Raw genomic sequence first — 25306 nt, 5'->3', positions numbered from 1 at the left:
CGCGCGATGCGCTGCCGCCTGCATCACTTCTTGCTCTTCTTGTCCTTCGAACCGGACGCCGGCTTGCCGTCCTTCTTGTCCTTCTTCTTTTTCTTCTTCCCGCCTTCGTCGGACGTCGCGAGCAACGTGCCGCGGCACGACTCCGCCCCGCAGTGGCACGCGTATTCGCGCTTGAGCTTCTTCGTCAGCTTCGCGTCGATCACGAGGCCGTAGTCGTAGAACAGCTCCTCTTCCGGCCCGATGTCGCGCAGCGCGTGGATGTACACGCGGCCTTTGACTTCCTCGGCTTCGCAGTTCGGCGCGCACGAATGGTTGATCCAGCGCGCGCTGTTGCCGTCGATCTTGCCGTCGATCACGCCGCCTTCGTCCAGTGCGAAGTAGAACGTATGGTTCGGCTCGCTCGGGTCGTGCGGATGGCGGCGCAGCGCTTCCTTCCACGAGATTCGCTCGCCCTTGTATTCCACTACGCGCTCGCCGGCCTTGATCGGCGCCACGGCGAACACGCCTTTGCCGTGTACTCCCGAGCGGCGCACCGCGATCCTGCGTGAACTCATCGAACCAATCCTTGTGAAGACGACTTGAATGGAAGCGGCCGCGATCGCGGCCGGGCGCCGCGCAAAACGAAAACGCGGCACCGGTCGGTGCCGCGTCGGGGCATGCGGCGAATCATCCGCATCCTACACGTTCACGATTGCTTCGTTCAACATCGCGCGCAATATTGCGCGATGTGCTCAGCGCTGGCCGAACGAGACGTCGCCGAACAGCGCCTTGTGCTCGCGCGGTTGCGAGCGCCAGTACTGCGGCGGCGCCGTCACCTGCGCACCGAGTTCGGCCGCCGCGTGCCACGGCCAGCGCGGGTCGTACAGCATCGCGCGCGCCATCGCGACGAAGTCGGCGTCGCCGGCCTCGATCAGCCGGTTCGCGTGCGCGGGTTCGTTGATCAGGCCGACCGCGATCGTCGGCATGCCGACCGCCCGCTTCACGGCCTGCGCGAACGGCACCTGGTAGCCGGGCGACAGCGGAATCTTCTGCAGCGGCGACACGCCGCCGGACGACACGTCGATCCAGTCACAGCCGCAGCGCTTCAGTTCATGTGCGAACGCGATCGTATCGTCGAGTTCCCAGCCGCCTTCGACCCAGTCGGTCGCGGACACGCGCACGCCGACCGGCCGGTCTTCCGGAAACGCGGCGCGCACGATCTCGAAGATCTCGAGCGGAAATCGCATCCGGTTTTCGCGCGAGCCGCCGTATTCGTCGGTGCGCCGGTTCGCGAGCGGCGACAGGAACTGATGCAGCAGGTAGCCGTGCGCCGCGTGCACTTCGATCGCATCGATGCCGAGCCGTGCGGCACGCCTGGCCGATGCGGCGAAGGCTTCGCGAATGCGGTTCAGGCCCGCCGCATCGAGCGCGAGCGGCGGCGTCTCGCCGTCCTTGTGCGGCACGGCCGACGGCCCGTGCGGCAGCCAGCCGCCGTCGGCGACCGGCACGAGCTGGCCGCCCTCCCACGGCGCCGCGCTCGACGCCTTGCGGCCCGCGTGCGACAGCTGCATCGCGACGCGGATCGGCGAATGCTTGCGGATCGCGGCCAGCACCGGCTTCAGCGCCGCTTCGGTCACGTCGTCCCACAGGCCGAGGTCGCCATGCGTGATGCGCCCGTCGGGTTCCACCGCGGTCGCTTCGATACACAGCAGCCCCGCGCCCGACAGCGCGAGATGGCCGAGGTGAATCATGTGCCAGTCGGTCGCTTCGCCGCGTTCGGCCGAGTACTGGCACATCGGGGAAATCACGATCCGGTTCGGAAGGGTCACCCCGCGCAGCGTGAACGGGGAAAACAGCGCAGTCATGGAAGCCACTCGCCAGGAAAGAGAAAGAGCGGACGAGCGTAGCACGCAGGCTGGAAGCGTGCAGACGGCGCCATCGGCAGTAAGCGGATGGTCAGGTACGGCGCCGGCTGGATGCCGGCGAGGCGCGGAATGAGCGGAATGCGCGACGTACGGCGACGGCGAGGCGTCGGCCCGTAACGGATCCAGGCCGGCTCAAGCCTTTGCAGTGACCGCAGCCGCCCGCGACGTCAGAGCCCGACGCTGCCGAGCCACTCCGCGAACATGTGCCGGGCGGCCGTCTCGAGCGCGGGGCCGTGCCGAACGGTATCGGCCCGCAACTGGCGCGCGTCGACGCCTGGCGTCGCCGCGATTTCGCCGGCATTCGCGATCAGCCACGGTTCGAAGCGATCGGTACGGATTTCGGGATGACATTGCAGCGCCAGCACGTGCTGCCCCCACGCGAAGGCCTGGTGGCGGCAGGCCGGCGTCGATGCGAGATGGATCGCACCGCCAGGCAGGTCGAACGTATCGCCGTGCCAGTGCAGCATCGACGTCGTCGCGCCGTCGAGATGACGCAGCGGCGATGCGCGGCCGGCGTCGGTGAGCGTCAGCGGCGCCCAGCCGAGTTCATGCTGCGCGGCCGGGTAGACGCGCGCTCCGAGCGCCCGTGCGATGAACTGCGCGCCGAGGCAGATGCCGAGGATCGGGAGCCCCGCGTCGATGCGCTGGCGCACGAGCGCCAGGAGCGGCGCGATCGTCGGATACTGCGCGTCGTCGTACACGCTGAGCGGCCCGCCGAGCACGACGAGCAGCGACGGCTCGAGCACGTCGAGCACCTCGACCCGCGACGATCCGACATCGACATAGCGCACCCGCCGACCGCGTTCGCCGAGCACCTGCTCGAAGCTCCCGAGATCCTCGAAATGCACGTGGCGGATCGCCACGACTTCAGCGTTCATCATCGGCCTCCCGGTCGATCGACGGACGTCAGCCTGCGAAAATCTTCCAGGTCTTCTTCTGCGTCGCCGCGTCGGCTTCTTCCTGCACCGAGCAGTCGAGACGCAGATCGCTGTCCGACATCGCGATGTCGAGCACCGCGCAGTGATGCACGGTCTTCTTCGACGGCTTGCTCGGCTGGAAATGCGTGCACGTGAGACACATGCGTTGCGGCGGCGTCGCGCCGGCCACCTGCAGCTCGCGCAGCGTCTTCAGCAGCGCGCGATACAGCGTGCCCTGCTCGTCCGCGCCGAGCTTGCCGACCGCTTTCGTCAGGAATTCAGGCCATTGCAGCGCCTTCTTCGCGGCCGTGCGGCCACGCGCCGACAGGCGTACGGCCAGTGCCCGGCCGTCGTCCAGCGCACGGCGCTTCTCGACGAGCCCCTTCGTCTCGAGCGTGCTGACCGCATCGCTCGTGGTGGCCGCGGTGAGCTGCGTCTCGCGCGCGATCTCGCCGAGCCGCATCGGGCCCTTGCGCTGCAGCAACAGCACGAGAATCTCGCCCTGCGTCGGCGTGAGGCCAGCGCCTTCCGCCCAATCCCATGCCTCGCTCCGCATGGCCGTGCTCAACCGCAGCAGGCTGTGGGTCACACGTCCCGCAGCCTGGTTCCCGTAAACGCCTTCGCTCATAGTCTTTTCGCTTTGCCGCCGCCCGGATGGCCGAGCAGCCGTAGTGTGGAGATCGAATCTATCTCAAAACAGACGCACCCATTCGAATGCATCAGCACGGCCGTCGCGAGGCACACGCGGCGGTCGCGTTCGCGGCGACCGGAGAGACACACGTCGTTCCGGTGTCCGCAAAGCCGACATTCTAAGCGAGAGCGGAAAATCGCACAGCTAAGTTATCCCCTGCATTCTGTGGAAAATCGCTGGATAACCGCAAATTCTTGTTGTGCGTGCAATGTCGCGCGCCCGCGAAACGGGGCGCGCCAGCATTGTCCTGTTCGAATCGGCCATTGGCCGCATGGGAATGATCCACCGGTTATCCCGCCTGCAGAGCGTTGACTTTGCAGTGGAATATCGGGTTATCCACAGATTTTCAGGACGCCTCGCATCGATTTCGGCGGGACACGGCGCCGATTACCGCTCAGCGAATCGCCATGCGGTCGATCCTGCTATCTGCAAAACATATTTTCACTCGCGCCAACGTAAGCACTGCTGCCGGACCGTCTCGTTCAGCGATTTTTCCTGTTTGAAAACGGTTCTCAACCACGATGCGTCGTTCACGCGCGCCTTCGCGAGCGCGCCGATCTCGTCGAGCGCCGCGCGCGAGCCGAGCGCGGCCGCATGCGGCGCGATCCGGTCGAGCGTGTCGAGGATGTCCTCCGCGATCGTGCGGCGCTCGCCCGTCTGAGGATTCACGCAGGTGCCTTCGAGCCCGAAGCGGCACGCTTCGAAACGGTTGAACGTGTAGACGAGGTAATCGTCCTCCGACAGCTTCAGCGGCCGGTCGGTCAGCAGGTAGCGTGCGAGCGTCTGGATGTAGCAGGCGATCGCCGCCGCGCGATCGACGGACAGCGGCGTGTCCATCACGCGCACCTCGATCGTGCCGTAGCCGGGCTTCGGCCGGATGTCCCAGTAGAAGTCCTTCATCGAGTTGACGACGCCCGTGTTCACCATCTTCGTGAAGTATTCCTCGAAGCTGTCCCACGTGAGCACGAACGGCGCGCGGCCCGACAGCGGGAACGCGAACACCGAATTCAGGCGTGCCGAATGGAAGCCCGTGTCGACGTTCTGCACGAATGGCGACGACGCCGACAGCGCGATGAAGTGCGGAATGAAGCGCGACATCGAGTGCAGCAGGAACAGCGCGCTATCGGGATCGGGACAGCCGATGTGCACGTGCTGGCCGAACACGGTGAACTGCTTGGCGAGATAGCCGTACAGCTCGGAAATGTACTGGAAGCGCGGCGCATCGTAGATCTGCCGGTCGCTCCATTGCTGGAACGCATGCGTGCCGCCGCCGGCCAGCCCGACGTTGAGCTGGTCGGCCGCCTTCACGAGCACGTCGCGGATCGCATGCAGCTCGCTGACGGCCTGCTCGTGCGAATGGCAGATGCCGGTCGACAGTTCGATCATGCTTTCGGTGATTTCCGGCGTGATGTTGCCCGGAAAGGTCTCGCCCTGGATCAGGCGCATCAGGTCGGATGCCGCTTTGGTCAGGTCGTAGTTGTGCGTGTTGACGACCTGGATCTCCAGTTCGACGCCGAACGTGAACGGTTCGGAATTGACGAAGGTTTCGAGTGCCATGGCAGGTTCCGGAATCAGTTGCCGTCGCTGCGTTCGCCGACCGCCGACAGGCAGCGATAGACGACGAACGGGCTGACGAGCTGCAGGATCACGATCGAGCACATCACGATCGCGCGCAGGTGCGGGTCGAAATTGGGATAGAGCTGGTAGGTATCGTCGACGAGCAGGTACGACAGCGCGGACATCGGCGTGAGCGCGATGCCGAGCGCGACGCCCTGCTTCATCCCGAGGCCGCTCGGCTTCGCGAACGCGACGACGCCGGCCAGCTTCGCGACGAGCCGCGTGACGATCAGCACGATCGCGAGCAGCCCGCCGAGCGCGATGTCGCCCCACGTGAACGACGTGAGCGTCAGCACGAACAGCACCACCGTCAGCAGCCAGCCGGCCGTGCCGAAGTGCTCGGGCCACAGCTGCGGCCGCGCTTCGAGGTTCTTCACGATGATGCCGGCGAGCAGCAGCGTGAGCAGCGTCGACAGCTTCAGCGCCTGCGCGACGGCGATCGCGAGCATCACGAGCCCGAACAGCGCGACGAACGAATGCTCGTCGCGCATCGTCGCGGTCATGTGACGGAACAGGTAATTGCACGAACGCGCGACCAGATACGCGACGATGAACGAACCGGCGAGCAGGTAGAGCGGCTGCAGGATCGTCGCGAAAACGTTGCCGTACGCTTCCTGGTGCAGCCAGCTCGTCACGAGCTTGGTCAGTACGATCGCATACACGCTGTTGAGCGCGGTGAGCGTGATCAGGCGCTGCGACACCTGCCCTTCCGCACGCAGTTCGGTCTTGAGCTGGATCACCATCGACGGCGACGTCGCGATCGCGATCGCCGACAGCACGAGGGCGACCATCCCCGATACGCCGAGCGCGAGCATCACGAACAGCACGAGCACGAAGGTGAGCGTGGCTTCCGCGAGGCTCGACGCGACGAGCCACGGATTGCGCCGGATCCAGCGCAGGTCGAGGCGGCTGCCGAGCTCGAACAGCAGCAGGCCGAGCGCGACGTCCATCAACAGTCGCGAGGTTTCGTCGGTGCTCGTGTCGATCACGCCGAATCCGAACGAACCGGCGATCAGGCCGATCACCGCATAGCCGGTGATGCGCGGCAAGCGCCACGCGCGATAGCACAGCTCGCCGCACAGGCCGGCTGCGAACAGCGCGAGCCCGGCCCAGAACACGGCATCCGGCGCGAGCGGCCAGTTGGGCAGGAATGAGAACGCCGACTTCATCGTGGTGACTTCTCCTTTGGAAGCAACCGCCAGCGACGCGGGGTCAAGCGACAGGAATGGATGCGCGCCGGCTGGGTATCGCCCCGAATGTGATTGTTGTGCTCGACGATGGCGGTACATGGGGTCCGCCTGTTCCGCCACAAGGCGGAACGTCGTTCAGGTTGCCGATCTGGATTGTCGGCCTGGTGTGTGAACGGACTGCGCAGTCTCGAAGATTCAGATTCGAAATCGTGCCGACCGTTCCGTTGAAGCATGTCCGGCGCTTGGCCGAACGAACGCGAAGGAAACCGATTGTGCCACAGCTTTTTCGTTCCGGAACCGACTGAATCGACTCGCGGCGCTGTGCGGCGCCACAGGTCTTTGGTTTCAAAGGTTTACCTGTATATATACGTAGTAGAAGTTAACAAAGGACGCACAGTTCTGTGGATAACTCCGGTTTACGTTGGAAGATCAAGGTGTTGGCGAAACCATAACCGGTTGCACAGGCTGTTCGCTCACAGGCGTTTGAGTTGAGCAACTTTCGGGCCGCTTCACAGCTGTGCAGAGTTACCCAGTTTACGTCCACTGTGATTGCACACGAAGTGCGCGCGGATTCCGCGCGGTTATCCACAGCATCGCGTGGATAACCTTGCGCGGAAAAATCGGGAAACTGTGAGCGGCGCGCGCGAGGTCAGCCCGCCGAGCCGACGCGGCGGGCGCGCAGGGCGCGGATCAGGAAGCGGGCGGGATCGACGGCGTCGGCGAGTTCGCGCTCGAGCGGCCAGGGCTCGCCTTCGAGTTGCGAGGCGATGAGTTCGGCGCCGAGCGCGGCCCACACGAGGCCGCGCGAACCGAAGCCGAATGCGCCGTAGAGGCCCGGCATGCGCGGCAGGTCGCGCGCCTGCGCACCGCCCAGCGCGCGTGCGTTCGCGGTGGCCTGCGCTTCGTCGGCGAGCGGGCCGATGAGCGGCAGGCGGTCGCCGACGACCCAGCGGAATGCGACGCGGCCGTGCAGCGTGGCGGGATCCGGCAGCGCGCCGATCAGGCCCGGCAGCAGGTGCCGCACGCGATCGAGGTTTTCGGCGTGGCCGGCCGCGCGCATCGCGGGATCGGTGTCGTCCGGTTCGAAGGTGGCGCCGATCAGCAGCGTGCCGTCGTCGAGCGGGACCGCGTAACCGTCGCCGATCGCCGGGCACGGCAGCGGCGCCGTCGTGCCCGGCGGCAACAGCGTGAGCTGGCCGCGCACCGGTTGCAGCGCGACATGCCGCAGCCCGGCAAGACGCGCTGCGTCGCCCGCGTTCGCGAGCACGACGACGGACGCATCGGCCAGCGTGGCGCCCGTATCGTCGAGCGCATGCCAGGTGTCGTCCCGCCGTTCGAGCCGTGCGACGCAGGTGGACGCCAGCAGCCGCACGCGCTCGCCGGCCGCCGCATACTGCGCGGCGCACAGCCCGGCCGGCCATACGGCGCCGCCGTGCGGAAACAGCAGGCCGCCCTGCGCGACCGGCAGATTCAGGTGCGCCCGCGCGGCATCGGCATCGAGCAGCGTTGCATAGTCGGACGGCGCCCCGAAAGCGTCGAACGCGTCGCGCATCCGCGCGAAATCGTCGGCCGATTCGGCGAGATGGAGCATCCCGTGCGTGCTGCGTGCGAATGCATGCCCCGCGCGTTCGAGGGCGCGCCAGCGGGCGAGCGCGTGCAGGAAGCCGCCGCGCGTGAGCCGGCTCGCGACGTTGTCGTCGCGCGTCATCAATGGATGGAACACACCGGCCGGATTGCCCGACGCTTCGCTCGCGATCCGTTCGTGCCGTTCGATCAGCGTGACGTCCCAGCCGCGCGCGGCCAGACGTTCGACGACCGCGCAGCCGGCGAGACCCGCGCCGATCACGATCGCGCGGCGCGCGGCAACGGGCAGCGCGCGCGGCGGCTCGTGCCGGCGCGCGCGCCAGCGCGGCGCATAGTCGCCGACGAGCCGATCGTCGACTTCGCGGAACGTGAAACCTGTTTCGCCGAGCGCGTGTTTCACGTCGTCGGACTTTGCATGCGTCGCAAACGTCGCGTGTTCGCCGGCGAGTTTCGCGAGTGCGCGAATCCCGTCGCTCGATGCCGCGGCGCCTTCGAGAAAAAACGCATCGGCACGCGCGACGAGCTTCTTCAACAAGTCGATCGCATCGCCGAACGCGAGCGTGAGCACCACGCGCCCTGCGTCGAATTCGAGCCGATGCAGGCCCGGCACGAGTATCGGCCAGGCATCGAGCAACGCGTCGACGTCTGCCGATATGGTTGTGTCTACAACCATATGCGAGACCGCGCGGTGCAGGTCGTCGCGTGAGAACGGATGCGGTTCGATCGCGACGACGTGCAGCCGTTCGCAGCGCGCCGGATCGTCGCGCCACGCGGCCCAGGCCGCGAGGAAGCCGGCGCCCGCGCCGAACGCGGTCGTGACGATCGTGAACGTTCGGCGGCGCTGCCAGCGCGCGGGCAGCCCGTTGCCCGCGACGAACGTGCGATGCGCGCGAGCGAGCGTGCCGGATGCACCGCGATGAAGCTCGCCGAACTCGGGCGAGACGAGCGTGCCGTCGTCGCGAAGCGCGAGCGTGGCGGAAACAAGTCGGTCGGGCATGCGAAACAAAAAACGTGGCAGCCAAGCCTGGCAAGGGATTGCGGGAGGCCGTCCAACCGGCCGTTGGAAAGGGGCAACGGCGCGACGATCGGGCGGACCACGCCGCGGACCCTGTCCGGTTGGCGCAGGTCAAAAAATGGGCAGTCGACGATTCATTCGGCGAAATACCGATGAAAATCTTTGAAACCCTTGTCGTTATTGGGTTTGCGCTGCGCTATCATAGCAACGCCGTACCGCGGGGTGGCCGCCGGCAAGCCGGAGGGCGCGTCGCGCGGGCCAGGATTCGGCGCTGTGTCGTCGGAGTCTGACTCTCGACGGCACGGTTCGCGCACGTATAATCGGCGCGTTCGCGCTGTTCGTGTCAACCTAACCTGATAAAGGAACCTTAATGAACAAACAGGAACTGATCGACGCCGTCGCCGCCCAAACGGGCGCCAGCAAGGCTCAAACCGGCGAAACGCTGGACACGCTGCTCGAAGTCATCAAGAAGGCCGTGTCGAAGGGTGATGCGGTTCAGCTGATCGGCTTCGGCAGCTTCGGTTCGGGCAAGCGCGCAGCACGTACGGGCCGCAACCCGAAGACGGGCGAAACCATCAAGATCCCGGCAGCCAAGACGGTCAAGTTCACGGCTGGCAAGGCGTTCAAGGACGCCGTCAACAAGCGTTAAACCCGCGCCTGTTCCATGAAAAACCCGCCTTTCGGCGGGTTTTTTGTTGGGCGCGCGCGGCATTTTCGCCACAGTTCGCGCCGCTCTTGCAAAAGTTAACGGTTATTTTACAAGCCGTTACCACGCGATCATGCGTGCACGATCTGCGTGTCGCCGTGATCGTCGTCGTGCGAATCGACGTCCCACGCCGGGAACGGATCGTCGAACGCCGCCCATCCCGCCGCGCCGAGTGCGAACTCCGCATCGGTCAGCAGGCATGCATCGAGTTTCGCGCGCCACGCATCGGCGTCGAGCGCGATGCCGATCAGCACGAGTTCCTGGCGGCGATCGCCGACCGTGCGATCGTCGAGATCGCCGAGCCATTCGGTGCGGATTTCAGCGAGCAGTTCGTCGTCGTCCGGCCATTCCGTGCGATCCTGCGCCGCCCACCACAAACCTGCCGGGCCATGCCGGCATACGCCGCCCGCCTGCGACAGCGAACCTGCGATGTCGTTGCGCGTCGCGAGCCAGAAGAAACCCTTGCTGCGCAGCACGCCAGGCCACTCCTGATGCAGCAGCGCCCAGAGCCGTGCCGGGTGAAACGGCCGGCGCGCACGGTAAACAAAATTGCCGATGCCGAATTCGTCGGCTTCGCCGTGCACGTGCGCATGATGGTCGTCATGGCAGTCCGGGTCGTCGCAATGCGTGTGATCGTGATCAAGCGACGCGAGCCAGCCCGGCGCGTTCGCGGCTTCGTCGAAATCGAAGCGGCCGGTGTTCAGCACTTCGTCGAGCGGCACGTTGCCGAACGTCGAGACGACCTGGTGCGCACGCGGATTGAGGCGCGCGAGGATGTGCTGCAGGCGGGCGAGATCGTCCGCGCCGACGAGGTCGGCCTTGTTGATCACCAGCACGTCGCAGAATTCGATCTGCTCGATCAGCAGCTCGACGAGCGTGCGGTCGTCGTCTTCCGACGCGGCGATGCCGCGTGTCGCGAGCGCGTCGTCGGAGCCGTAGTCGCGCAGGAAGTTGTACGCGTCGACCACGGTGACGAGCGTGTCGAGCCGCGCGATGGCCGACAACGACGTGCCGTCGTCGTCGACGAACGTGAAGGTCTCGGCGATCGGCATCGGCTCCGCGATACCGGTCGATTCGATCATGATCGCGTCGAAGCGGCCTTCGGACGCAAGGTTGCGGATCTCGACGAGCAGATCGTCGCGCAGCGTGCAGCAGATGCAGCCGTTCGACATTTCGACGAGGCGTTCCTCGACGTGCGACAGCGCCTGCGCATCGCGCACGAGCGACGCGTCGATGTTGACCGCCGCGAGATCGTTGACGATCACCGCGACTTTCAGGCCCGCGCGGTTCGCGAGGACGTGGTTGAGCAGCGTGGTCTTGCCGGCGCCGAGGAAACCGGACAGCACGGTGACGGGCAACGGCTGTTTCATTGCCGGATTCATGATGATATGCACCAACGGAAGAGATGAAAAAGCGGCCGCGGCGCCCTGCCGGGGCGCGATCGGCCCGCGCACGGGCGAAACGGCGGCGTCAGCCCGCATTGTGCATCAAACGCGCGCGGCCGGCCCGGCGTCAGCCGGCGACGCGGCGCGGAATCACTGAGCGGCTTGAGGCGCTTGAGCGGCCTGGGTGGTCTGCGCGGGCGGCAGCAGCTTCCATTGCGTCAGGATGCCGGCGATCTGCCGCGCGTACTTGTCGCGCAGCGACGGCGTTTCCGAATGATAGGCGCCGACTGCCTGCCAGGTGTTGCCGTAGCGGTTCATCTTCTGCTTGAGATGCCACGCGGCGATGTACACGTTCTTGCACGGCTCCATCAGCGTGTCGCGGCCGATCCCGTAGCGCGACAGCGTCGGCAGGTGGATCGAATTGATCTGCATCAGGCCGTAGTCGACCGAGCCGTTCGTGTTCTTGTTCAGCGCCTCGGGCCGGTTGCGCGATTCCTGCCACGCGATCGCGCGCAGGATCAGCGGATTGACCTGCTGATATTTGGCCGCTTCGTCGAAACAGTCCGCGCGTGCGTTGCCGCTGGCGAACCACGCGCCGGCGGCGATCAACGCGATCGAAGCGAACCGTCTGTTCATCGTGCGGAAACGAAAGGAAATTGCGCGAAGCTCGGGAAAACCCGTGCCTGTTATTAGTGCGACGAGAAACGCGCCGCCCGTATCATACCGGCAGACCGTCAGATTGCGACAGGCAGGAATACGGCAGCCCGGTTATACCGCATTTCCGTGTCGGTTCATCGCGAAAACCAGGGAGAGGGCCGGCATGCGGAGGGTTACATCTATCCTTACATCTTGCATACGATTCGTCGGATACCTGTCGTATGTGAGACAGTCTTCGGATCAATGTGATATTTCGGACATGAAAAACTGCTAATGTCGCCTCTTTCGGACTTGGATCCCAGCACTACCGCCGGAAGTGGCCTGAGCCGGCATCGACCCATTCATCCATGACAAGAAATCGCTTCGTTATGCGGCGTATCGCCACGACCCTGCTCGTGGCAGGCATCATCGTCTCGCAGGCCGCCTACGCTCAGGTCACGCTCAATTTCGTGAATGCGGATATCGACCAGGTCGCGAAAGCGATCGGCGCCGCGACCGGCAAGACCATCATCGTCGACCCCCGCGTGAAGGGGCAGCTCAATCTCGTGGCCGAACGGCCGGTGCCGGAAGACCAGGCGTTGAAGACGCTGCAGTCGGCGCTGCGCATGCAGGGCTTCGCGCTCGTGCAGGATCACGGCGTGCTGAAGGTCGTGCCGGAAGCCGACGCGAAGCTGCAGGGCGTGCCGACCTACATCGGCAATGCGCCGCAGGCGCGCGGCGACCAGGTGATCACGCAGGTGTTCGAGCTGCACAACGAATCGGCGAACAACCTGCTGCCCGTGCTGCGGCCGCTGATCTCGCCGAACAACACGGTGACGGCCTACCCGGCGAACAACACGATCGTCGTGACCGACTATGCGGACAACGTGCGCCGCATCGCGCAGATCATCTCGGGCGTCGACAGCGCCGCGGGCGCGCAGGTGCAGGTCGTGCCGCTGCGCAACGCGAACGCGATCGACCTCGCCGCGCAACTGCAGAAAATGCTCGATCCGGGCGCGATCGGCAACAGCGACGCCACGCTGAAGGTATCGGTCACGGCCGACCCGCGCACCAACGCGCTGCTGCTGCGTGCGTCGAACGCGTCGCGCCTCGCGGCCGCGAAGCGTCTCGTGCAGCAGCTCGACGCGCCGAGCGCGGTGCCCGGCAACATGCACGTCGTGCCGCTGCGCAACGCCGATGCGGTGAAGCTCGCGAAGACGCTGCGCGGGATGCTCGGCAAGGGCGGCAACGACAGCGGCTCGTCGGCGTCGTCCAACGATGCGAACAGCTTCAACCAGAACGGCGGCTCGTCGTCGAGCGGCAACTTCTCGACCGGCACGTCGGGCACCCCGCCGCTGCCGTCGGGCGGCCTGGGCGGTTCGTCGTCGTCGTCCGGGTATGGCGGCGGCTCGTCCGGCGGTGGCCTCGGTACCGGCGGCCTGCTCGGCGGTGACAAGGACAAGAGCGGCGACGACAACCAGCCGGGCGGGATGATCCAGGCCGACTCGGCCACCAACTCGCTGATCATCACCGCGTCCGATCCGGTGTACCGGAACCTGCGCTCGGTGATCGACCAGCTCGACGCACGGCGTGCGCAGGTCTATATCGAAGCGCTGATCGTCGAGCTGAACTCGACGACGCAGGGCAACCTCGGCATCCAGTGGCAGGTCGCGAGCGGCCAGTTTCTCGGCGGCACGAACCTGGCGCCGACGGCTGGCAACGGTTTGGGCAACAGCATCATCAACCTGACGGCCGGCGGCCTGACCAACGCCGCCGGCGGGATCACCGGCGGCGGCCTCGCGTCCAATCTCGGGCAGCTGTCCCAAGGCCTCAACATCGGCTGGCTGCACAACATGTTCGGCGTACAGGGGCTCGGCGCGCTGCTCCAGTATTTCGCGGGCGTGAGCGACGCGAACGTGCTGTCGACGCCGAACCTGATCACGCTCGACAACGAGGAAGCGAAGATCGTGGTCGGCCAGAACGTGCCGATCGCGACCGGCTCGTATTCGAACCTGACGAGCGGCACGACCAGCAACGCATTCAATACGTACGATCGCCGCGACGTCGGCCTGACGCTGCACGTGAAGCCGCAGATCACCGACGGCGGAATCCTGAAGCTCCAGCTCTATACCGAGGATTCGGCCGTCGTCAACGGCACCACCAACTCGCAGACCGGCCCGACCTTCACGAAGCGCTCGATCCAGTCGACGATCCTGGCCGACAACGGCGAGATCATCGTGCTCGGCGGCTTGATGCAGGACAACTACCAGGTGTCGAACAGCAAGGTGCCGCTGCTCGGCGACATTCCGTGGATCGGCCAGCTGTTCCGTTCGGAATCGAAGGTGCGCGCGAAGACCAACCTGATGGTGTTCCTGCGTCCGGTGATCATTTCCGATCGCAGCACCGCGCAGGAAGTCACGTCGAACCGCTACGACTACATCCAGGGCGTGACGGGTGCGTACAAGTCGGACAACAACGTGATCCGCGACAAGGACGACCCGGTCGTCCCGCCGATGCCGATCGGTCCGAGCCAGGGTGGCACGGCCGCAGGCAACCTGTTCGATCTCGACAAGATGCGTCGCCAGCAGTTGCAGCGCCAGGTGGCGCCCGTGCCGGCCCAGCCGCTGCCGGAGGCGACGCCCGCGCAGCCGCTGACCACCGCGCCGGGAGCCTCGCAGTGAGCGACGTGCTCGCGTCCTCCGCCCACGACGGCGCGCCGGGCGAACGCCAGCCGCCGTCGCCGCTCGCCGCGCGCCTGCTGCCGTACGGCTTTGCGAAGAGCGGCCAGGTGCTGATCGCGCATCAGCTCGACGACACGCTCGAGGTGTGGATCAGCGAACGCACGAGCGACGCCGCGCTCGCGGAAATCGCGCGCAACTTCGGCTCGATCGCCGTGCATCGCGTGCCGGCCGACGAGCTCGCGCAGGCGATCAACCAGGCCTACGCGCGCCAGGACGGCAGCGCCGCGCAGGTGGTCGGCGAGGTCGAAGGTGAAGTCGACCTGTCGCGGCTGATGCAGGACATCCCCGAAGTCGAGGATCTGCTCGAATCGGAAGACGACGCGCCGATCATCCGGATGATCAACGCGCTGCTCACGCAAGCGGCGCGCGAACAGGCGTCGGACATTCACATCGAGCCGTTCGAGAATGCGTCGGTCGTGCGCTTTCGCGTCGACGGCACGCTGCGCGACGTCGTGCGCCCGAAGAAGGCGCTGCACGGCGCGCTGATCTCGCGGATCAAGATCATGGCGCAGCTCGACATCGCGGAGAAGCGCCTGCCGCAGGACGGCCGCATCACGCTGCGCGTCGGCGGCCGGCCGGTCGACGTGCGCGTGTCGACGCTGCCGACCGGGCACGGCGAGCGCGCGGTGCTGCGTCTGCTGGAAAAGGATGCGCAGCGCCTGAACCTCGAAGCGCTCGGGATGGGCCGCGACACGCTCGTCCAGTTCGACAAGCTGATCGGCCGCCCGCACGGCATCGTGCTCGTCACCGGCCCGACCGGTTCGGGCAAGACGACCACGCTGTACGCGTCGATGTCGCGGCTCGAAACCGCGACGACCAACATCATGACCGTCGAGGACCCGATCGAATACGACCTGTCCGGCATCGGCCAGACGCAGGTGAACGAGCGGATCGGGATGACCTTTGCCCGCGCGCTGCGCTCGATCCTGCGCCAGGACCCGGACGTGATCATGATCGGCGAAATCCGCGACCTCGAAACCGCGCAGATCGCGGTGCAGGCGTCGCTGACGGGCCACCTCGTGCTCGCGACGCTGCACACGAACGACGCGGCGTCCGCCGTCACGCGCCTGACCGACATGGGCGTCGAGCCGTACCTGCTCGCGTCGTCGCTGCTCGGCGTGCTCGCGCAGCGCCTCGTGCGCCAGCTCTGCCCGGTCTGCAAGGAAGAGCGGCATGAGGACGGCCGTACCGTGTGGCATCCGGTCGGCTGCGCGAAGTGCGGACATTCTGGTTATGCGGGCCGGCGCGGTGTGTACGAACTGCTGGTGATCGACGATTCGATCCGCTCGCTGATTCACCGCAACGCGGCCGATGCCGAGATCCTGGCCGCCGGCCGCGCGGAAGGCATGCGCACGCTGCGCGACGACGCCGAGCGCTGGCTCGCGTCCGGCGCGACGTCGCTCGAGGAAGTGCTGCGCGTGACGGGAGGCGCATAGCGCGATGCCGGCATTCCGTTTCGAAGCAATCGATGCGGCGGGACGCGCGCAGAAAGGCGTCATCGATGCCGACAGCGCGCGCGCCGCGCGCGGCCAGCTGCGCACGCAGGGGCTCACGCCGCTCGTCGTCGAGCCGGCCGCGAGCGCGACGCGCGGCGCGCGTTCGCAGCGGCTCGCGTTCGGCCGCAAGCTGTCGCAGCGCGAACAGGCGATCCTCACGCGCCAGCTCGCGAGCCTGCTGATCGCCGGGCTGCCGCTCGACGAGGCGCTCGGCGTGCTGACCGAGCAGGCCGAGCGCGACTACATCCGCGAACTGATGGCCGCGATCCGCGCGGAAGTGCTCGGCGGCCATTCGCTCGCGAATGCGCTCGGCCAGCATCCGCGCGATTTTCCGGAAATCTACCGCGCACTCGTTGCCGCGGGCGAGCACACCGGCAAGCTCGGCATCGTGCTGTCGCGCCTGGCCGACTACATCGAGCAGAGCAATGCGCTCAAGCAGAAGATCCTGCTGGCGTTCACGTATCCGGGCATCGTCACGCTGATCGCATTCGGCATCGTCACGTTCCTGCTGAGCTACGTCGTGCCGCAGGTCGTCAACGTGTTCGCGAGCACGAAGCAGCAGCTACCGATCCTCACGGTCGTGATGATGGCGCTGTCGGAATTCGTGCGGCACTGGTGGTGGGCGATCCTGATCGCGGTCGCGCTCATCGTGTGGTTCGTGAAGGCGACGCTGTCGCGCGCCGGGCCCCGGCTCGCGTTCGATCGCTGGGTGCTGACCGCGCCGCTCGCGGGCAAGCTCGTGCGCGGCTACAACACGGTGCGTTTCGCGAGCACGCTCGGCATTCTCACCGCGGCCGGCGTGCCGATCCTGCGCGCGTTGCAGGCGGCCGGCGAGACGCTGTCGAACCGCGCGATGCGCGCGAACATCGACGACGCGATCGTGCGCGTGCGCGAAGGCTCCGCGCTGTCGCGCGCGCTGAACAACGTGAAGACGTTTCCGCCGGTGCTCGTGCACCTGATTCGTTCGGGCGAGGCGACGGGCGACGTGACGACGATGCTGGATCGCGCGGCCGAAGGCGAAGCGCGCGAGCTGGAGCGCCGAACGATGTTCCTGACGAGCCTGCTGGAGCCGCTGCTGATCCTCGCGATGGGCGGCATCGTGCTCGTGATCGTGCTGGCCGTGATGCTGCCGATCATCGAGCTGAACAACATGGTGCAGTGACGGAGCGGCCCGATTCTGCTTGCCGGGCCGCCGCCGTTCAGCGCATGTAGATCGCGGGGGACGGCGTGTTCGCCGGGAGCTGGATTTCGGCGCGGGCGCCGTTGCGGTCGACGATGATCGAGCGCGGGCGGACTTCGGCGAGCTTCGCGCCGGACGTGACGTCCGCGCCGAGCGACACGGCGCGCGGCGGTTCGCCGCCGACGCTGACGATCGCGGCGCCGCCGTGGTCAAGCGCGAGAATGCCGAACAGGTGGATGTCCTGGACGGGATTCTTGTCAAGCTGACCGCCGAAGAGCGCCGCGGCGTCCTCGGTGCGGATCGGCAGCCGCGCGGCGGCGGCGGGCAGCGGCGCTTCGCGAGCGGACAGCGTGACGACCCAGTAGGTGGCCGTCGCGCACAAACCCGCGAAGAGGGCGAGGGAAAGGATCCGGATCGAGAGCGCGTTCATGCGCGCTATTGTACGGATGTATATGAAATTTGCGTTGGGTGAAAGCCCTCGGCGATGCGCGCCTTACAATGCGTGCTCCGCGCCCGCCGGTCCGGAAGGTTGCCGTCAGGCAATCGTCCGGTGCGCCGGGTGCGTCACTCAATCGACGACATTTTTTGGAAAGAGGTAGTCAGTCATGCAAACGTGGATCACTCGCCGCAACGCGGCCGTGCGTCGTCAGCGCGGTTTCACGCTGATCGAGATCATGGTGGTGGTCGCGATCCTCGGGATCCTGGCAGCGCTGATCGTGCCGAAGATCATGAGCCGCCCAGACGAGGCGCGCCGCATCGCCGCGAAGCAGGACATCGGCACGATCATGCAGGCGCTCAAGCTGTACCGTCTGGACAACGGCCGCTATCCGACCCAGGAGCAGGGCCTGAATTCGCTGATCCAGAAGCCGACCACCGATCCGATCCCGAACAACTGGAAGGACGGCGGCTATCTCGAGCGCCTGCCGAACGATCCGTGGGGCAACGGGTACAAGTACCTGAACCCGGGCGTGCACGGCGAGATCGACGTGTTCAGCTACGGCGCCGACGGCAAGGAAGGCGGCGACGGCAACGATACCGACATCGGCTCGTGGCAATAGGCCGGCACTGATCGGCCCGACGTTTCATTCCCGTTCTTCATGCTCGCCATTCGCACGACCTCCCGCTGCGGCCGCGATTGCCGTGTGCGTCGCGGTGCGGTGCCGTTCGTACTGGCACGTGCCGATGGCGGCCTGATGAAGCACGGCGCGGCACGACGTCGCACGCGCGGCTTCACGCTGCTCGAAATGCTGGTCGTGCTGGTGATCGCGGGGCTGCTCGTGTCGCTCGCATCGCTGTCGCTGACGCGCAATCCGCGCACCGACCTGCGCGAGGAAGCGCAGCGTATCGCGCTGCTGTTCGAGACGGCCGGCGACGAAGCGCAGGTGCGCGCGCGGCCGATCGCGTGGCAGCCGACCGCGCACGGTTTCCAGTTCGACGTGAGCTCGCCCGACGGCTGGCGCACGCTGCGCGACGACCTGCTGCGTCCGCGCGACTGGGACGGCGGCGTCACCGGCGCCGACATCGATTACCCGGGGTCGGACACGCGCGCGAGCCGCGTCGTGTTCGGCACCGAGAGCATCGACACGCCGGTGCGCGTGACGCTGCATTCGGCCGCCGGCAGCGCGACGATCGTCGGCACCGGCAACGGCCGCTACGAGGTGCAATGACGATGCGTCGTCGCCTGCCCTTCCCCGTTTCTTCCGCCTGCGGCTTCACGATGATCGAGGTGCTGGTCGCGCTCGCGATCATCGCGGTCGCGCTCGCCGCGTCGATCCGCGCGGTCGGCACGATGGCGACCAACGCGTCCGAGCTGCATCGCCGGCTGCTCGCCGGCTGGAGCGCCGACAATGCGCTCGCGCAGCTGCGGCTCACGCATGCGTGGCCGGAGGTCGGCGAACAGAGTTTCGACTGCTCGCAAGGCAACGTGCAGCTCGTCTGCACGCAGCGCGTGAGCACCACGCCGAATCCGGTGTTCCGGCGCGTGCGGATTTCGGTGAGCATGCCCGGCCGCGCCGGCGTGCTCGCGCAGATGGTGACGGTGGTCGCGAATGAAACCAGCCGTCCGCTCTGACGCGCCGATGCGCCGCGCGTCCGCCCCCTCGTCCCGTGCTGCCCGCGGCTTCACGCTGATCGAGCTGATGATCGCGATCGCGATCCTCGCAGTGGTCGCGATTCTCGCGTGGCGCGGGCTCGACCAGATCATGCGCGGTCGCGACAAGGTCGCGGCCGCGATGGAGGACGAGCGCGTGTTCGCGCAGATGTTCGACCAGATGCGCATCGACGCGCGGCTCGCCGCGACCGACGACGAGGCCGGCCAGCCGGCGATCGGCGTCGCCGGCAATACGCTGCAGATCGTGCGCGAACTCGACGTGCCGGGCGTCGCGCCGCGGCTGCAGGTGGTCCGCTACCGGATCGCCGGCGGGCGCGTCGTGCGCTACGCATCGCCGCCGATCGACGACACGAACCGGTTGCGCACCGTGCTGAAGGACAGCAGCGTCGACGGCTGGAGCTGGGTCGCGCTGATGGGCGGCGTCGGCGCGATCGACGCGAAGCTGTACGTGCCGCGCGTGGGCTGGACCACCAACCTGCAGACGGCCGACGACGCGCTCGCGCAGAACAACGACGCGCTCAAGGTGCCGCAGATCGGCAACGCGCCGCCGGCGCGCGCGGTGACCGGGCTGCAGGTCAGCATCGGCGCGACGTCGCTGCGCGTGCCGATCACGCGCATCTTCCTCGTCGGGGAATGACGATGCGCGCGCGCCCTTTCCGTCGAATGCCTGCCCGCCGCCAGCGCGGCGCCGCGATCATCACCGCGCTGCTCGTGGTCGCGCTGTCGGCGATCCTCGTGTCGGGGATGCTGTGGCGCCAGCAGGTTCAGATCCGCCGCATCGAGAACCAGCGCGTGATCGCGCAGGCGCAGTGGGTCGCGCGCGGCGCGCTCGACTGGACCCGGATGATCCTGCGTTCCGAAGGCGACACGGCGCCCGGCATCACCTATCTCGGCGGGATCTGGGGCGTGCCGATCGCGAAGACGAAGCTGTCGGATTTCCTCGGCCGGATCGGCGCACCGAACGACACGGACGCCGAAGACACCTATCTGTCCGGCTCGATCGAGGACGCGCAGGCGAAGTTCAACCTGCGCAACCTCGTGTCGTCGCCGGCGCCCGGCGTGCTGCAACTGAACGTCACGCAGATGCAGGCGTTCCAGCGCCTGCTGACGACGCTCGGCTACGACAGCGCGTTCGCGAAGCGCATCGCGCTGCAGGTGCGCGCGGGGCTGCTGCATTCGGCCACGCGGTTCCAGATGCCGAACCTGCCCGGCGGCGGCGGGACCGCCGCGAACGCCGCGACCGCGCCGGTGACGAGCGGCGACATGCAAGGCAGCGGCTTCACCGACGATCCTGGCATGGCCGGCGGCGACCGCGGACCCGCGCCGCTGATGATGACGCGCGTCGACAGCCTGCTCGACGTCGACGGCGTGACGCCGGAGATGGTCGCGCGGCTGCGCCCGTTCGTCACGGTGCTGCCGACCACCACGCCCGTGAACATGAACACCGCACCGGCCGAAGTGATCGCCGCGCTGATACCGGGGATGAGCGTGTCGTCCGCGCAGGCGCTCGTGTCGCGCCGCGAGACCGTATTTTTCCGCAACGTGGGCGACGTGCAGCTCGCGCTGCGCGGCGCCGGCGCGCCGCCGAACGTGACGATCGACTCGAGCCTCGTCGACGTCAATTCGAGCTATTTCATCGTGCATGGCCGGATTCAGCACGAACGCGCGGAGGTCGACCGCACCTCGCTCGTGTATCGTGATCCGACCACGCACTCGACGCGGGTCGTGCGCATCCGCGACCAGCTATAACGACGCCAATCGGGAGAGGAGCTCTTGTGAGCACGTTGATTGTTTCTTTGCCGCCGCGCGAGCCTGCCGTGCCGTTGCAGGAATGGCAGTGGCCCGAGCTGCCGTTCACGCTCGTCGACAAGGCCGGCCAGGTGCAGCGCGCGGGCCGCGCCGCGCTCGCGCTGCTGCCGCGCGCGAACGCGACGGTGCTGATCGTCGCCGCGCGCGACGTGCTGCTGCTGGCCGCGACCGTGCCGCCGCTGAAGGGGCCGAAGCTGCGCCAGGCGCTGCCCAACATCGTCGAGGATCAGCTGATCCAGGACCCGCTCGGCTGCCACATCGCGCTCGATCCGGCCGCGCTGCCCGACGGGCGCCGCGTGCTGGCCGTCGTCGACCGCGCATGGTTCCGCACGATCTGCGACGCGTTCACCGCGGCCGGCCACCGGCACCTGAGCGCGGTGCCCGCGACCCGCTGCCTGCCGGCGCCGCGCGCGTCGGCCGACGCGGGCTCCGCCGTGCCGGCCGACGGCGAGCCCACCGACGCCGCCGCGCTCGTCGCGGACGTCACCGAGCCGCCTGCCCGCCCGCCGACGGTCGCCGCGGTGCTCGGACTCGCGACGGCGGTCGAACCGGTGCTCGTCGAAGCCGGCGCGCTGCCGGCCGCGGCCGGGGCGCCGCGCCTCGAACTGGCGGTCGCGCGCGGCGCGCTCGGCGAAGGCTTCGCGGCGCCCGCATCGCGCGCGGCCGGCACGCTGGCCGCGCTCGCGGGCGGCGGTGACGTCGAACTGTACGAACTCGGCGAACCGGGCGCGGAGCCGCGGCTCGCGTCGGTCGGCCGCACCGACGCGCCGCTGCTGCCGGGCGCCGCGCCGCTGTCGTTCGACACGTTCGCGCGCCGGGCGCTGACCGAACCGTTCGATCTGTGCCAGTTCGAATTCGAATCGCAGCCGTGGCGCTTCGACCGCGCGACGGTGAAGCGCCTGCGCGTACCGATCGCGCTGGCCGCGGCGACGCTCGGCGTCGCGGTGATCGGGATGAACCTGCACTGGTGGAAGCTGTCGCGCGAGCGCGATGCGCTGTCCGCGCAGATCACCGAGACGCTGCTGTCTGCCTTCCCGAAGACGACCACCGTGCTCGATCCGCCCGCGCAGATGCAGCGCCAGCTCGACCAGCTTCGGCTCGCTGCCGGCGAGCTGTCGCCGAACGATTTCCTCGCGCTATCGAGCGGCTTGTCGCGCTCGATGGGCGCGCTGCCGCTGAACGGCATCGCGTCGCTCGACTATCACGACCGGCGGCTCGACGTCGGCTTCAAGCCGGAGGTCAAGGTCGATCCCGATTTCACGCAGCGCCTCGCGCGTAACGGACTGTCCGGCGAAGTCGACAGCAACACGGGCAAATGGACGATCCGGAGCCGCTCATGAAAACCGAACAACTGAACCAGACGCTGGCCCAGTTCTGGGGCGAGCGCACGCCGCGCGAGAAGACGCTGCTCGGCTGGGGCGGCGCCGTGCTGGCGGTCGCGATTGCGTATTCGGTGCTGTGGTCGCCCGCGCAGGAAGGCCGCGCGCGGATTCAGCGCGAACTGCCGGCGATGCGTCACGAACTCGCGCAGATGACCGCGCAGGCGAACGAGGCGAAGTCGCTGGCTGCCGCCGCGCAGGGTGTCGCGCCGACCGGCCTCGCGCTGAAGGATGCGCTCACTGCATCGCTGTCCGATCACGGGCTGCAGGGCGCGCAGGTGCAGATCGTCGGCAACGGCGTGCAGATCCAGATGAAGAACGTGTCGTTCCCGGCATGGACCCAGTGGCTCGACGATGCGCGCCGGCAGTTCAAGGTGCAGGTCGGCGAGGCGCATGCCACGGCGCTGAAGGAAGACGGCCAGGTCGATCTGACGGCCGTGATGCAACCTTCCGTCCAGAAATAGATGACGGCGGTGAATGACGCAAACGAAGGCCGGCCGATGCGGCCGTGGGTGAGACGGCTCGTCACCGTGTTGCCGTGGGTGCTGGCAGGCGGCCTGGCCACGGCGGTGACGCTCGTCGCGCTCGCGCCGGCCGCGTGGATCGCGCCGCAGTTCGCGCGTGCGACCGGCGGCCACGTGAATCTCGCCGATCCGGACGGGTCGCTGTGGCACGGCTCCGGCACGCTGATGCTCGCGCCGGGCGCCGACCAGAGCGCGGCGACGCTGCTGCCGGGCCGGGTCGAATGGACCACGCGCTTCTGGCCGTTGCTGACCGGGCGTGTTCAGATGCGCATGCGGCAGACCGAAGCGATGCCCGATGCGGTCACGCTCGATGCGACGTGGCGCGGCGCGGTGCTGTCGGCGGGCACGATGGCCGTGCCTGCGTCGCTGCTCACCGGGCTCGGCACGCCGTTCAACACGCTCGACCTGCAGGGCGACGTGCGGCTCGGCTGGAGCGACTGGCGGCTGATCGGCAACAACGCGTTCGGCCAGCTGACGGTGACGATCGATTCGATGAGTTCGCGCGTGTCGCGCGTGAAGCCGCTCGGTTCGTACCGCGCGGTATTGCAGGCGAAGGGCGCGGGCGCCGATCTCGACCTGTCGACGACGCAGGGCCCGCTGTTCCTCGACGGGCACGGCAGCTTCGGCCCCGGCCAAGGATCGTTCCGCGGGACCGCGCATGCGGCGCCGGAGCAGCAGGCAAACCTCGCCGGACTGCTGAACCTGCTCGGCCACCCGATCGGCAACAACCAGGTGTCGCTGATCTTCGGCGACGCGCAGCGCTGATTCTGATTGCGCGCGTCGCCCGCTTCCCTTTCTACTTCTGCGCGAGCGGCGCGGCGGCCGACGGTGCGGTGGCCGCGGGCGCGGCCGCACCGGACGCCGGCAAGGGCGCCGGCGCCGCCATGTCGCCGTTCTCGTGCGCCATCTCCGATACGTTCCAGCCGCCGCCGAGCGCCTTCACGAGCCCGACCGACGACACCATCCGCTGCCCGGCGATCGTCGCGAGCTTTTGCTGCGCGGTGAACGCGGTGGTCTGCGCGGTCAGCACGTTCAGGTACGCGACCGTGCCGGCCTTGTACTGGTTCGTGACGATCGCGAGCGCGTGCTCGGCGCTGTCGACCGCCTGCCGCTGCACGTCGATTTCCTGCGCGAGAATGCGCTGCGACGCGAGGTTGTCCTCGACGTCCTGGAACGCGGTGAGTACCGCGAGGCGATAGGCGGCGACGTCCTGGTCGTAGGTCGCGCGCGCGGCGTCGGTCTGCGCGGCGCGCAGCCCCGCGTCGAACAGCGTGGCCGCGAGCTGCGGGCCGACCGTCCAGAAGCGCGCCGGCAGCGTGAACAGCTGCGACCACACCGAGCTCTGTAAGCCGCCGGTGGCCGACAGCGTGAGCGTGGGGAAGAACGCCGAGATCGCGACGCCGATCTGCTCGTTCGCGGCCGCCGCGCGGCGCTCGGCCGCCGCGATGTCGGGCCGGCGCTCGAGGATCGCGGACGGCACGTCGACCGGCGTGACCGGCGGCTCGGCCGCGAGCGGGTTCGGCGGCAGCGAGAAGGTCGACGCGGGCTCGCCGATCAGCGTCGCGATCGCGTGCTCGTACTGCGCGCGGGCGACGCCGTTGTCGATCTGCGCGGCCTGCGCGCTCTGCAGCTGCGTTTGCGCCTGGATCACGTCGGCGCGCGCGGCGACGCCCTGCGCGTACTGGTTCTGCGTGAGCTGCAGCGAGCGTTCATACGACTTCACGGTGTCGTCGAGCAGCTTTTGCAGCGCATCGGACGTACGCAACTGGAAATAGGTCTGCGCGAGCAGCGCCTGCTGCGACAGCCGCGCGTTCGCGAGGTCGGCCGCGGCGGCCGCTTCGCCGGCGCGCTGCGCGCTGACGGTGCGGCTCACCTTGCCCCACAGGTCGGGTTCCCAGCTGGCGTCGAGGCCGACGCTGTAGCTGTTGTTGATCGATCCGGTCGACCCGCTGCCGAAATTCGACGACGAACCCGACGACAGCGACGTGCGCGGCGTCCGTGCGCGCGAGCCCGAGGCGGTCAGCCCGACGGTCGGGAAATACGCGGCGCGCGCCTCGGTGACGAGCGCGCGCGCCTGCCGGTAGGCGGCCGCCGATTGCGCGATGGTCTGGTTCGACGCGTTGAGCTTGCCGATCAGCGCATCGAGCTGCGGATCGTTGTAGACCGTCCACCACGCGCCGCGGTCGGCGCGATCGGCGGGTTGCGCGACTTTCCAGCCGGCCGGCGCTTCCTTGAACGCGGCGGGGATCGACGTGTCGGGGCGGTGATAGTCGGGCCCGACGGCGCAGCCGGCGAGCAGCACGGCCGTCGCAATGGCGACGGCGGCGCTCAGCGGGCGAACGGCGCGCGGGAGGGAGGCGTACGGCATGGTGGTTTTCCTGTCTGGGCGTGACGGCCGGCGAGCGGCGCCGCGCGATGCGGT

The 25306-nt window shown here is 67.8% G+C and carries 23 protein-coding genes; 12 read left to right on the top strand and 11 right to left on the bottom strand.

Annotated elements, in window-relative coordinates; genetic code table 11:
* Positions 1-23: 23 nt before the first annotated feature.
* The 7 genes from AP428_RS13840 to mnmC form a co-directional block, all read right to left on the bottom strand.
* A complete protein-coding gene (locus tag AP428_RS13840) occupies positions 24-554 on the bottom strand; it encodes an SET domain-containing protein (RefSeq protein ID WP_027808863.1) in 531 nt (176 codons plus the stop codon).
* 177 nt (positions 555-731) lie between these two features.
* The gene (locus tag AP428_RS13835; RefSeq protein ID WP_054928205.1) at positions 732-1844 is read right to left on the bottom strand and encodes an NADH:flavin oxidoreductase/NADH oxidase; all 1113 of its coding nucleotides are present in this window, start codon (positions 1842-1844) and stop codon (positions 732-734) included.
* A 227-nt stretch (positions 1845-2071) separates the two neighbouring features.
* Positions 2072-2782: a glutamine amidotransferase gene (locus AP428_RS13830; RefSeq protein WP_027811016.1), complete on the bottom strand. Its 711-nt coding sequence runs from the start codon at positions 2780-2782 to the stop codon at positions 2072-2074.
* A gap of 28 nt (positions 2783-2810) precedes the next feature.
* Positions 2811-3449 (bottom strand): MarR family winged helix-turn-helix transcriptional regulator, encoded by a 639-nt coding sequence (locus AP428_RS13825; protein WP_006477254.1) that lies wholly within the window; start codon positions 3447-3449, stop codon positions 2811-2813.
* A 504-nt stretch (positions 3450-3953) separates the two neighbouring features.
* Positions 3954-5069, bottom strand: a complete 1116-nt coding sequence (locus tag AP428_RS13820; protein WP_006490006.1) for a YbdK family carboxylate-amine ligase — start codon at positions 5067-5069, stop codon at positions 3954-3956.
* Positions 5070-5083: 14 nt separating this feature from the next.
* Entirely contained in the window at positions 5084-6298 is a 1215-nt protein-coding gene (locus tag AP428_RS13815) for a cation:proton antiporter (RefSeq protein ID WP_012327590.1), read from the bottom strand.
* Positions 6299-6968: 670 nt separating this feature from the next.
* The gene (gene mnmC, locus AP428_RS13810) at positions 6969-8900 is read right to left on the bottom strand and encodes a bifunctional tRNA (5-methylaminomethyl-2-thiouridine)(34)-methyltransferase MnmD/FAD-dependent 5-carboxymethylaminomethyl-2-thiouridine(34) oxidoreductase MnmC (RefSeq protein WP_054928204.1); all 1932 of its coding nucleotides are present in this window, start codon (positions 8898-8900) and stop codon (positions 6969-6971) included.
* 388 nt (positions 8901-9288) lie between these two features.
* Here mnmC and AP428_RS13805 point away from each other — a divergent pair, with 388 nt between their 5' ends.
* On the top strand, positions 9289-9567 hold the full coding sequence (locus tag AP428_RS13805) for an HU family DNA-binding protein (RefSeq protein ID WP_006401505.1): 279 nt from the start codon (positions 9289-9291) through the stop codon (positions 9565-9567).
* A gap of 128 nt (positions 9568-9695) precedes the next feature.
* On the opposite strand, the gene AP428_RS13800 is transcribed toward AP428_RS13805, so the two are convergent.
* Positions 9696-11006, bottom strand: coding sequence for a GTP-binding protein (locus tag AP428_RS13800; protein WP_054928226.1), 1311 nt, complete (start codon positions 11004-11006; stop codon positions 9696-9698).
* A 153-nt stretch (positions 11007-11159) separates the two neighbouring features.
* Positions 11160-11645: a lytic transglycosylase domain-containing protein gene (locus AP428_RS13795; RefSeq protein WP_023476565.1), complete on the bottom strand. Its 486-nt coding sequence runs from the start codon at positions 11643-11645 to the stop codon at positions 11160-11162.
* A 368-nt stretch (positions 11646-12013) separates the two neighbouring features.
* Between AP428_RS13795 and gspD the strand changes: the two genes are divergently transcribed.
* Genes gspD through gspF form a run of 3 tightly spaced genes read left to right on the top strand, consistent with a single transcriptional unit; the run spans position 12014 to position 17044 of the window.
* Complete coding sequence (gspD, locus tag AP428_RS13790; protein ID WP_054928203.1) at positions 12014-14326, top strand: type II secretion system secretin GspD; 2313 nt, start codon at positions 12014-12016, stop codon at positions 14324-14326.
* Positions 14323-15822 carry a type II secretion system ATPase GspE gene (gene gspE, locus AP428_RS13785; RefSeq protein ID WP_006490004.1) on the top strand — a complete coding sequence of 500 codons (1500 nt, stop codon included), beginning with the start codon at positions 14323-14325 and terminating at the stop codon, positions 15820-15822. The genes gspD and gspE overlap by 4 nt, the downstream gene beginning before the upstream one ends.
* 4 nt (positions 15823-15826) lie before the next feature.
* Positions 15827-17044, top strand: coding sequence for a type II secretion system inner membrane protein GspF (gene gspF, locus AP428_RS13780; RefSeq protein ID WP_006477248.1), 1218 nt, complete (start codon positions 15827-15829; stop codon positions 17042-17044).
* 37 nt (positions 17045-17081) lie between these two features.
* Here the strand turns inward: gspF and AP428_RS13775 are convergent, their stop codons facing one another.
* On the bottom strand, positions 17082-17492 hold the full coding sequence (locus tag AP428_RS13775; protein WP_011544450.1) for a type II secretion system protein N: 411 nt from the start codon (positions 17490-17492) through the stop codon (positions 17082-17084).
* 175 nt (positions 17493-17667) lie between these two features.
* Between AP428_RS13775 and gspG the strand changes: the two genes are divergently transcribed.
* The 8 genes from gspG to AP428_RS13735 are packed head-to-tail and all read left to right on the top strand — an operon-like array spanning position 17668 to position 23649.
* Positions 17668-18120 (top strand): type II secretion system major pseudopilin GspG, encoded by a 453-nt coding sequence (gene gspG, locus AP428_RS13770; RefSeq protein WP_006477246.1) that lies wholly within the window; start codon positions 17668-17670, stop codon positions 18118-18120.
* 39 nt (positions 18121-18159) lie between these two features.
* On the top strand, positions 18160-18729 hold the full coding sequence (locus AP428_RS13765) for a GspH/FimT family pseudopilin (RefSeq protein WP_054928202.1): 570 nt from the start codon (positions 18160-18162) through the stop codon (positions 18727-18729).
* Entirely contained in the window at positions 18726-19133 is a 408-nt protein-coding gene (gspI, locus tag AP428_RS13760) for a type II secretion system minor pseudopilin GspI (protein WP_063934015.1), read from the top strand. Before AP428_RS13765 ends, gspI begins: the two co-directional genes overlap by 4 nt.
* A complete protein-coding gene (locus AP428_RS13755; protein ID WP_125380906.1) occupies positions 19111-19809 on the top strand; it encodes a type II secretion system protein J in 699 nt (232 codons plus the stop codon). The genes gspI and AP428_RS13755 overlap by 23 nt, the downstream gene beginning before the upstream one ends.
* 2 nt (positions 19810-19811) lie before the next feature.
* On the top strand, positions 19812-20921 hold the full coding sequence (gene gspK / locus AP428_RS13750; protein WP_054928224.1) for a type II secretion system minor pseudopilin GspK: 1110 nt from the start codon (positions 19812-19814) through the stop codon (positions 20919-20921).
* A 26-nt stretch (positions 20922-20947) separates the two neighbouring features.
* A complete protein-coding gene (gspL, locus tag AP428_RS13745; protein WP_054928200.1) occupies positions 20948-22321 on the top strand; it encodes a type II secretion system protein GspL in 1374 nt (457 codons plus the stop codon).
* On the top strand, positions 22318-22824 hold the full coding sequence (gspM, locus tag AP428_RS13740; protein WP_054928223.1) for a type II secretion system protein GspM: 507 nt from the start codon (positions 22318-22320) through the stop codon (positions 22822-22824). Before gspL ends, gspM begins: the two co-directional genes overlap by 4 nt.
* A 36-nt stretch (positions 22825-22860) precedes the next feature.
* The gene (locus AP428_RS13735; protein ID WP_012327580.1) at positions 22861-23649 is read left to right on the top strand and encodes a type II secretion system protein N; all 789 of its coding nucleotides are present in this window, start codon (positions 22861-22863) and stop codon (positions 23647-23649) included.
* Between the two features lie 31 nt (positions 23650-23680).
* Here the strand turns inward: AP428_RS13735 and AP428_RS13730 are convergent, their stop codons facing one another.
* Complete coding sequence (locus tag AP428_RS13730; RefSeq protein ID WP_054928199.1) at positions 23681-25252, bottom strand: efflux transporter outer membrane subunit; 1572 nt, start codon at positions 25250-25252, stop codon at positions 23681-23683.
* Between the last annotated feature and the right edge of the window lie 54 nt (positions 25253-25306).

The sequence above is a fragment of the Burkholderia sp. E168m22 genome (assembly GCF_001319805.1).
GTDB lineage: Bacteria > Pseudomonadota > Gammaproteobacteria > Burkholderiales > Burkholderiaceae > Burkholderia > Burkholderia orbicola.
Note: the sequence above shows the minus strand (reverse complement) of the source record. Positions and strands in the feature narration are given on the sequence as shown.

What these genes read in the sequence shown, in the direction of transcription:
- AP428_RS13840 (WP_027808863.1), bottom strand. Translation starts at nt 554, where the DNA reads ATGAGTTCACGCAGGATCGCGGTGCGCCGCTCGGGAGTACACGGCAAA.
- AP428_RS13835 (WP_054928205.1), bottom strand. Translation starts at nt 1,844, where the DNA reads ATGACTGCGCTGTTTTCCCCGTTCACGCTGCGCGGGGTGACCCTTCCG.
- AP428_RS13830 (WP_027811016.1), bottom strand. Translation starts at nt 2,782, where the DNA reads ATGAACGCTGAAGTCGTGGCGATCCGCCACGTGCATTTCGAGGATCTC.
- AP428_RS13825 (WP_006477254.1), bottom strand. Translation starts at nt 3,449, where the DNA reads ATGAGCGAAGGCGTTTACGGGAACCAGGCTGCGGGACGTGTGACCCAC.
- AP428_RS13820 (WP_006490006.1), bottom strand. Translation starts at nt 5,069, where the DNA reads ATGGCACTCGAAACCTTCGTCAATTCCGAACCGTTCACGTTCGGCGTC.
- AP428_RS13815 (WP_012327590.1), bottom strand. Translation starts at nt 6,298, where the DNA reads ATGAAGTCGGCGTTCTCATTCCTGCCCAACTGGCCGCTCGCGCCGGAT.
- mnmC (WP_054928204.1), bottom strand. Translation starts at nt 8,900, where the DNA reads ATGCCCGACCGACTTGTTTCCGCCACGCTCGCGCTTCGCGACGACGGC.
- AP428_RS13805 (WP_006401505.1), top strand. Translation starts at nt 9,289, where the DNA reads ATGAACAAACAGGAACTGATCGACGCCGTCGCCGCCCAAACGGGCGCC.
- AP428_RS13800 (WP_054928226.1), bottom strand. Translation starts at nt 11,006, where the DNA reads ATGAATCCGGCAATGAAACAGCCGTTGCCCGTCACCGTGCTGTCCGGT.
- AP428_RS13795 (WP_023476565.1), bottom strand. Translation starts at nt 11,645, where the DNA reads ATGAACAGACGGTTCGCTTCGATCGCGTTGATCGCCGCCGGCGCGTGG.
- gspD (WP_054928203.1), top strand. Translation starts at nt 12,014, where the DNA reads ATGACAAGAAATCGCTTCGTTATGCGGCGTATCGCCACGACCCTGCTC.
- gspF (WP_006477248.1), top strand. Translation starts at nt 15,827, where the DNA reads ATGCCGGCATTCCGTTTCGAAGCAATCGATGCGGCGGGACGCGCGCAG.
- AP428_RS13775 (WP_011544450.1), bottom strand. Translation starts at nt 17,492, where the DNA reads ATGAACGCGCTCTCGATCCGGATCCTTTCCCTCGCCCTCTTCGCGGGT.
- gspG (WP_006477246.1), top strand. Translation starts at nt 17,668, where the DNA reads ATGCAAACGTGGATCACTCGCCGCAACGCGGCCGTGCGTCGTCAGCGC.
- AP428_RS13765 (WP_054928202.1), top strand. Translation starts at nt 18,160, where the DNA reads ATGCTCGCCATTCGCACGACCTCCCGCTGCGGCCGCGATTGCCGTGTG.
- gspI (WP_063934015.1), top strand. Translation starts at nt 18,726, where the DNA reads ATGACGATGCGTCGTCGCCTGCCCTTCCCCGTTTCTTCCGCCTGCGGC.
- AP428_RS13755 (WP_125380906.1), top strand. Translation starts at nt 19,111, where the DNA reads ATGAAACCAGCCGTCCGCTCTGACGCGCCGATGCGCCGCGCGTCCGCC.
- gspK (WP_054928224.1), top strand. Translation starts at nt 19,812, where the DNA reads ATGCGCGCGCGCCCTTTCCGTCGAATGCCTGCCCGCCGCCAGCGCGGC.
- gspM (WP_054928223.1), top strand. Translation starts at nt 22,318, where the DNA reads ATGAAAACCGAACAACTGAACCAGACGCTGGCCCAGTTCTGGGGCGAG.
- AP428_RS13735 (WP_012327580.1), top strand. Translation starts at nt 22,861, where the DNA reads ATGCGGCCGTGGGTGAGACGGCTCGTCACCGTGTTGCCGTGGGTGCTG.
- AP428_RS13730 (WP_054928199.1), bottom strand. Translation starts at nt 25,252, where the DNA reads ATGCCGTACGCCTCCCTCCCGCGCGCCGTTCGCCCGCTGAGCGCCGCC.